Origin of the sequence: Xanthomonas sp. 4461, from assembly GCF_024806475.1 — a bacterium.
GTDB lineage: Bacteria > Pseudomonadota > Gammaproteobacteria > Xanthomonadales > Xanthomonadaceae > Xanthomonas > Xanthomonas arboricola_F.
Window position 1 is genome coordinate 357,215 of the sequence record NZ_JANTYV010000004.1, and the last position, 6,195, is coordinate 363,409.

5 protein-coding genes are annotated in these 6,195 nt (G+C 67.1%); all 5 read left to right on the top strand.

Features of this window, described 5'->3' with window-relative positions:
• The first annotated feature begins 410 nt into the window (after positions 1-410).
• The 5 genes from FHY19_RS16345 (at position 411) to FHY19_RS16365 (ending at position 5,932) form a co-directional block, all read left to right on the top strand.
• Positions 411-1,421: an aldo/keto reductase gene (locus FHY19_RS16345; protein ID WP_259167246.1), complete on the top strand. Its 1,011-nt coding sequence runs from the start codon at positions 411-413 to the stop codon at positions 1,419-1,421.
• Complete coding sequence (locus FHY19_RS16350) at positions 1,418-2,290, top strand: amidohydrolase family protein (RefSeq protein WP_259157821.1); 873 nt, start codon at positions 1,418-1,420, stop codon at positions 2,288-2,290. The genes FHY19_RS16345 and FHY19_RS16350 overlap by 4 nt, the downstream gene beginning before the upstream one ends.
• Positions 2,287-3,057: an SDR family oxidoreductase gene (locus FHY19_RS16355; RefSeq protein WP_259167247.1), complete on the top strand. Its 771-nt coding sequence runs from the start codon at positions 2,287-2,289 to the stop codon at positions 3,055-3,057. The genes FHY19_RS16350 and FHY19_RS16355 overlap by 4 nt, the downstream gene beginning before the upstream one ends.
• A gap of 222 nt (positions 3,058-3,279) precedes the next feature.
• Positions 3,280-4,137, top strand: a complete 858-nt coding sequence (locus FHY19_RS16360; RefSeq protein WP_259157830.1) for a fumarylacetoacetate hydrolase family protein — start codon at positions 3,280-3,282, stop codon at positions 4,135-4,137.
• Positions 4,138-4,609: 472 nt separating this feature from the next.
• Complete coding sequence (locus tag FHY19_RS16365) at positions 4,610-5,932, top strand: L-fuconate dehydratase (protein WP_259167248.1); 1,323 nt, start codon at positions 4,610-4,612, stop codon at positions 5,930-5,932.
• Positions 5,933-6,195 lie beyond the last annotated feature (263 nt).

Sequence of the window (6,195 nt, forward strand, 5' to 3'; positions counted from 1 at the left end):
GCGTGGGCAGCGGCACTGCAGCGCCTGCGAATGCGCGCGCCCGGATGGGTGCTCCCTGGTCCACGACCCTGCCGGTCTGCATCCTGGATGGCGCGCTGTTGCCAGCGCATCGTCGGTACCGGGAATGCAACACGCGATATCCGGCCGACCAGCAGGGTCCGATCTTGCGATCAGCCAACCGACCACACCGCGGCAGGCAAGGCCTGCAAGACCTGCCACACCGGTTGCCCAATCCCGCCCTCGATCCAGCCTCACTCCGCCATGCTGCACTGCAGCGTGATCTGTTCATTGATGATTGCGATATTCATATGCGAACAGCCGGGCGCCTGCCGGCTGGTGGATGTCGCAATGCAAAGCTGCTGCCTTTCAGATCCAGCCCCCGCCTGCGCCAGCCCTGCCGGGCGTCGCGCGTGAGCGCGCTGGCACGGCAACGCCTGGGCCGCACCGAGGTGCAGCTGTCGGCGCTGGGATTTGGCGCTGCGCCGATCGGGAATCTGTACAGGGAGGTCGCCGAGGCAGACGCGCTGGCTGCGGTGGCGAGCGCGTTCGAGGCCGGCATCCGCCACTTCGACACCGCGCCCTACTACGGTTACGGGCTCAGCGAAGCGCGCCTGGGCCGTGGCCTGGCCGGCGTGCCGCGCGCTGCCTACACGCTGTCGACCAAGGTCGGCCGTTGCGTCTACGACGACGCGCAGGCGGTGGCGGGGCGCGACGGTTTTGCGGTGGCCGGCCGCCGCGCCGAATTCGACTACAGCGCCGACGGCGTGCGGCGTGCGTTCGCGTCCAGCCTGGAGCGCCTGGGCACCGACTACATCGACGTGCTGCTGCTGCACGACATCGGTGCCCTGACCCACGGCGACAACCACGCCCATCTGCTGCAGCAGGCCTTGGAGGAGGCCTTGCCGGCCATGGCGGAGTTGAAGGCATCCGGTGCGTGCGGGGCGATCGGGCTGGGCGTCAACGAGCAGGACGTGGCATTGGAGGTGTTGCCGCGCTTCCCGATCGACTGCGTGATGCTGGCAGGGCGCTACACGCTGCTGGAACAGCACGGCGCGCGTGCGCTGCTCGACCAGGCGCAGCAACACGGCGTGTCGATCCTGTCGGCCGGCCCGTACAGTTCCGGACTGCTCAGCGATGCGCGCGGCCCCGGCGCCACCTATAACTACGCCCCTGTGGACACCACCACCTTGCAGCATGCGCAGCGTCTGTATGCGGCCTGCGCGGCGTTCGACGTGGACATCGGCGCGGCCGCATTGCAGTTTCCGCTGGCGCATCCGGCGGTGACCACCGTGGTGGCCGGCATGCGCACCGTCGCCGAGGTGCAATCGGCCGCCACGCGGTTGCGGGCATCGATCCCGCCTGCGCTATGGCAGCGCCTGCGCAACGGCGGCCTGCTCGATGCGGACCTGCCCACGCCATGAGCCGCGTCGATGCACACCTGCATTTCTGGCACCTGGCCCGCGGCGATTACGACTGGCTGACGCCCGAGCTTGCGCCGCTGTATCGCAACTTCGCGCCGCACGATGTGGACGACGCACTGGATGCAGCCGGTATCGACAGCGTGGTGGTGGTGCAGGCCGCCGCAACCGAAGCCGAAACCTGTTATCTGTTCGAGCTGGCGCACGACGCGCCGCGCATTGCCGGCGTGGTCGGCTGGGTGGACTTTGCCGCACCCGATGCCGCTGCGCGTATCGGCGCCCTGGTCCGCGCAGGCGGCGGTGCGCTCAAGGGGCTGCGCCCGATGGTGCAGGACATCGCCGATGCGCAGTGGTTGGCAGGCCCCGCCTTGGACGCCGCCTTCGACGCGATGCTGGCACATGATCTTGCCTTCGATGCGCTGATCCGCGCCGTGCATGTGCCGGCACTGCAGGCGCGTTTGAAGCGCCATCCGCAGTTGCGCGTGGTCGTCGACCACGGCGGCAAGCCGCAGATTGCGGCAGGCGAATTCGTTGCCTGGGCCGCGGGCATGGCCGCGTTGGCGCAGCACCCCAACGTACACTGCAAACTGTCCGGGCTGCTCACCGAGGCCGCGCGCGGCGCCGGCATCGATGCACTGGAGCCGTATGTCGCGCACCTGTTTGCGCGCTTCGGTGCGCAGCGCCTGCTCTGGGGCAGCGACTGGCCGGTGCTGACCCTGCGTGCCGATTACGCGCAGTGGTTTGATCTCGCACAGCAGCTGGTCACCCGTCATGCCGCCGAACACGCCGCTGCGGTGTTCGGCGACAACGCACGCATGTTCTATCGTCTGCCACGGCCGGCGGCCCCCACCCACGGAACCCTATCGGTATGACAGTCTCCATTCCCACCACGCCCAATACCCGCCTGCAGGGCAAGCGTTGCCTGATCACCGCCGCAGGCGCCGGCATCGGCCGCGAAAGCGCGCTGGCCTGCGCACGCGCCGGCGCGCAGGTGATCGCCACCGACATCGATGCCGCTGCCCTGCAGGCGCTGGCATCCGAATCGCAGGCGATCACCACCCAATTGCTCGACGTCACCGATGCCGCCGCCATCGCCGCACTGGTCGCCGAACACGGCCCGTTCGATGTGTTGTTCAACTGCGCCGGCTACGTGCATCAGGGCAGCATTCTCGACTGCGACGAGCCGGCCTGGCGCCGCTCGTTCGCGATCAACGTCGATGCGATGTACTACACCTGCAAGGCGGTGCTGCCGGGCATGCTCGAACGCGGTGCCGGCAGCATCATCAACATGTCCTCGGTGGCCTCCAGCATCAAGGGCGTGCCGAACCGCTTCGTCTATGGCGTGACCAAGGCGGCGGTGATCGGCCTGAGCAAGGCCATCGCCGCCGATTACGTGGCCCAGGGCGTGCGTTGCAACGCGATCTGCCCGGGCACCATCAAGACGCCGTCGCTGGGCCAGCGCGTGCAGGCCCTGGGCGGCGACGAACAGGCGGTGTGGAAGAGCTTCACCGACCGCCAGCCGATGGGCCGCCTGGGCGATCCGCGCGAGATCGCGCAGCTGGTGGTGTACTTGGCGTCGGACGAATCTTCCTTCACCACCGGCCAGACCCACATCATCGACGGGGGCTGGTCCAACTGAACGCGGCCGACGACACCGCCGTGCAACGGCCAGACCCATGGTCGCTGGCGATGGTTTCGCAGCCGTGCTGAAGACTGCTGACAAGACGCCGCATCGCATGCCTGAGGCGGCCTGCCAGCACGCATCACCGACATTCCTGTTCCGAGCGCGTCGTCCAGCTCCTGCCGATACACCGTGCAAGTGGCTGCTCGCTCCGATTCCTCCCCTGCAAAGGAAGACTGCATGAAACTCGTACGTATTGGCGCCGAAGGCCACGAACGTCCCGGCGTGATCGACACCGCAGGCCAGATCCGCGACCTGAGCGGCGTGATCGACGATGTCGCCGGTGAGCACCTCACCAACGCCGGCCTCGAAAAGCTGCGCGCAGTGGACCTGTCCACCCTGCCGCTGATCGAGGGCGAGCCGCGCTATGGCGCCGCGGTGGGCCGCATCGGCAAGTTCATCTGCGTGGGCTTGAACTACGCCGACCACGCCGCCGAATCGGGCATGGACGTGCCGAAGATGCCGATTCTCTTCATGAAGGCCACCACCGCCGTGTGCGGGCCCAACGACACCGTCATCATCCCGCGCGGCTCGGTCAAGAGCGACTGGGAAGTGGAACTGGGTGTGGTGATCGGCGATATCGCACGCGACGTGTCGGTGGACGAGGCGCTGAACCACGTGGCCGGCTATGCGGTGATCAACGACCTGTCCGAACGCGAGTTCCAGCTCGAGCACGGTGGCCAGTGGGTCAAGGGCAAGAGCGCGGACACCTTCGGCCCGATCGGCCCGTGGCTGGTCACCCGCGATGAAGTGCCGGACCCGCAGAACCTGTCGATGTGGCTGGAGGTCAACGGCCATCGTTACCAGAACGGCAGCACCCGCACGATGGTGTTCGGCGTGGCCGAACTGGTCAGCCACATCAGCCGCTACATGACGCTGATGCCGGGCGATGTGATCAGCACCGGCACCCCGCCGGGCGTGGGCCTGGGCCAGAAGCCGCCGGTGTATTTGAAGCCGGGCGATCTGATGGAACTGGAGATCGAAGGACTGGGTCGCCAGCGTCAGCCGGTGGTGGCGCATCCGCGCGATGCGGCCTGAGGCTCCTTTCCCTTTCCAGGATTTCGGTACCGTTGCGTCCCAAGTGGCGCTCAACGCACGTGGCAATGCATCCACACGACGCAGCCTGAAGCCGCTCTCCCCTCGGGAGAGGGGTTAAGGGGACGTAGCGACGTCTCCGAACAATTCGTCGCGCTGTCGCCCGTTGTTGTTGGACGTGACGTGTCGGCGCTTGTGTTGATGCGTCATGCGTATCTTTTGCTGGGGTGTGGCGGCACGTTGAACGACTACGCGCTGGAGCGCGTTGATATCGATGCGTCGTTGATCGTTTGGTGATTTGCTGATCTGTGCTGCAAACGGATGTGTCACTGCAGCGCTTCAACACTGCCGGCGCTACGCGTTCGTTCCCTCACCCCAACCCCTCTCCCGGTGGGAGAGGGGCGCAAGCGCAGCTCTGCGCTCACGCTTTTTTGGCCCGTTTTTCCATTTCCCGCTTCCATCGCCCAGGACCTTCATGAGCACCATCGTCGCCCTCGATACCCACGACGTCCGCTTCCCCACCTCGCGCGAGCTCGATGGGTCGGACGCGATGAATCCCGACCCCGATTACTCGGCCGCCTACGTCGTGCTGCGCACCGATGCGCCGGATGACCTGGCCGGTTACGGCCTGGTGTTCACCATCGGCCGCGGCAACGATGTGCAGACCGCTGCGGTGGCCGCTCTGGCCGAGCATGTGGTCGGCCTGTCGGTCGAGGAGGTCATCGCCGACCTGGGCGGCTTCGCACGCCGGCTCACCAACGACTCGCAGCTGCGCTGGCTGGGTCCGGAAAAGGGCGTGATGCACATGGCGATCGGCGCGGTGATCAACGCCGCCTGGGATCTGGCCGCACGCGCGGCGAAAAAACCGCTGTGGCGTTATATCGCCGAACTCACGCCGGAGCAGCTGGTCGATACCATCGACTTCCGCTACCTGACCGACGCGCTCACCCGCGATGAAGCGCTGGCCATGCTGCGCGCCGCGCAGCCGCAGCGCGCACAGCGCACCGCGCAGTTGATCGAGCAAGGCTACCCGGCCTACACCACGTCGCCCGGCTGGCTCGGTTACTCCGACGAAAAGCTGGTGCGGCTGGCACAGGAAGCCGTCGCCGATGGCTTCCGCACCATCAAGCTCAAGGTCGGCGCCAACGTGCAGGACGACGTCCGCCGCTGCCGCCTGGCGCGCGAGGCGATCGGCCCGGACATCGCGATGGCGGTGGACGCCAACCAGCGCTGGGACGTGGGCCCGGCGATCGACTGGATGCGCCAGCTGGCCGAATTCGACATCGCCTGGATCGAGGAACCCACCAGCCCGGACGATGTGCTCGGTCACGCCGCGATCCGCCAGGGCATCACGCCGGTGCCGGTCTCCACCGGCGAACACACCCAGAACCGGGTGATGTTCAAGCAGTTGCTGCAGGCCGGTGCGGTCGACCTGATCCAGATCGATGCCGCGCGCGTCGGCGGGGTCAACGAAAACCTCGCCATCCTGCTGCTGGCCGCCAAGTTCAATATCCGCGTGTTCCCGCATGCCGGCGGCGTCGGCCTGTGCGAACTGGTGCAGCACCTGGCGATGGCCGACTTCGTGGCCATCACCGGCCAGATGGAAGACCGCGCGATCGAATTCGTCGACCATCTGCATCAGCACTTCCTGGACCCGGTGCGCATCCGGCACGGCCGCTATCTGGCCCCGGAGGCGGCGGGTTTCTCGGCTGAAATGCATGCGTCGTCGATCGCGGAGTTCAGCTATCCGGACGGACGTTTCTGGGTCGAAGATCTGGCCGGCAACGCCAAGGGCTGACCACGCAGCCCTCATCCGCCCTACGGGCACCTTCTCCCGCCTGCGGGAGAAGGAAGCGGTTGTCTGGCCGGGACTACGATCCGGACGGAACGGCTCAGCCATCCAGGTGAACGTTGCTGGGTCGAAGGTCTGGCCGGCAACGGCAAGGACTGAGCACTCAGCCCCTCATCCGCCCTACGGGCACCTTCTCCCGCCTGCGGGAGAAGGAAGCGGTTGTCTGGCCGGGACTACGATCCGGACGGAACGGCTCAGCCATCCAGGTG

What these genes read in the sequence shown, in the direction of transcription:
- FHY19_RS16355 (WP_259167247.1), top strand. Translation starts at nt 2,287, where the DNA reads ATGACAGTCTCCATTCCCACCACGCCCAATACCCGCCTGCAGGGCAAG.
- FHY19_RS16360 (WP_259157830.1), top strand. Translation starts at nt 3,280, where the DNA reads ATGAAACTCGTACGTATTGGCGCCGAAGGCCACGAACGTCCCGGCGTG.
- FHY19_RS16350 (WP_259157821.1), top strand. Translation starts at nt 1,418, where the DNA reads ATGAGCCGCGTCGATGCACACCTGCATTTCTGGCACCTGGCCCGCGGC.
- FHY19_RS16365 (WP_259167248.1), top strand. Translation starts at nt 4,610, where the DNA reads ATGAGCACCATCGTCGCCCTCGATACCCACGACGTCCGCTTCCCCACC.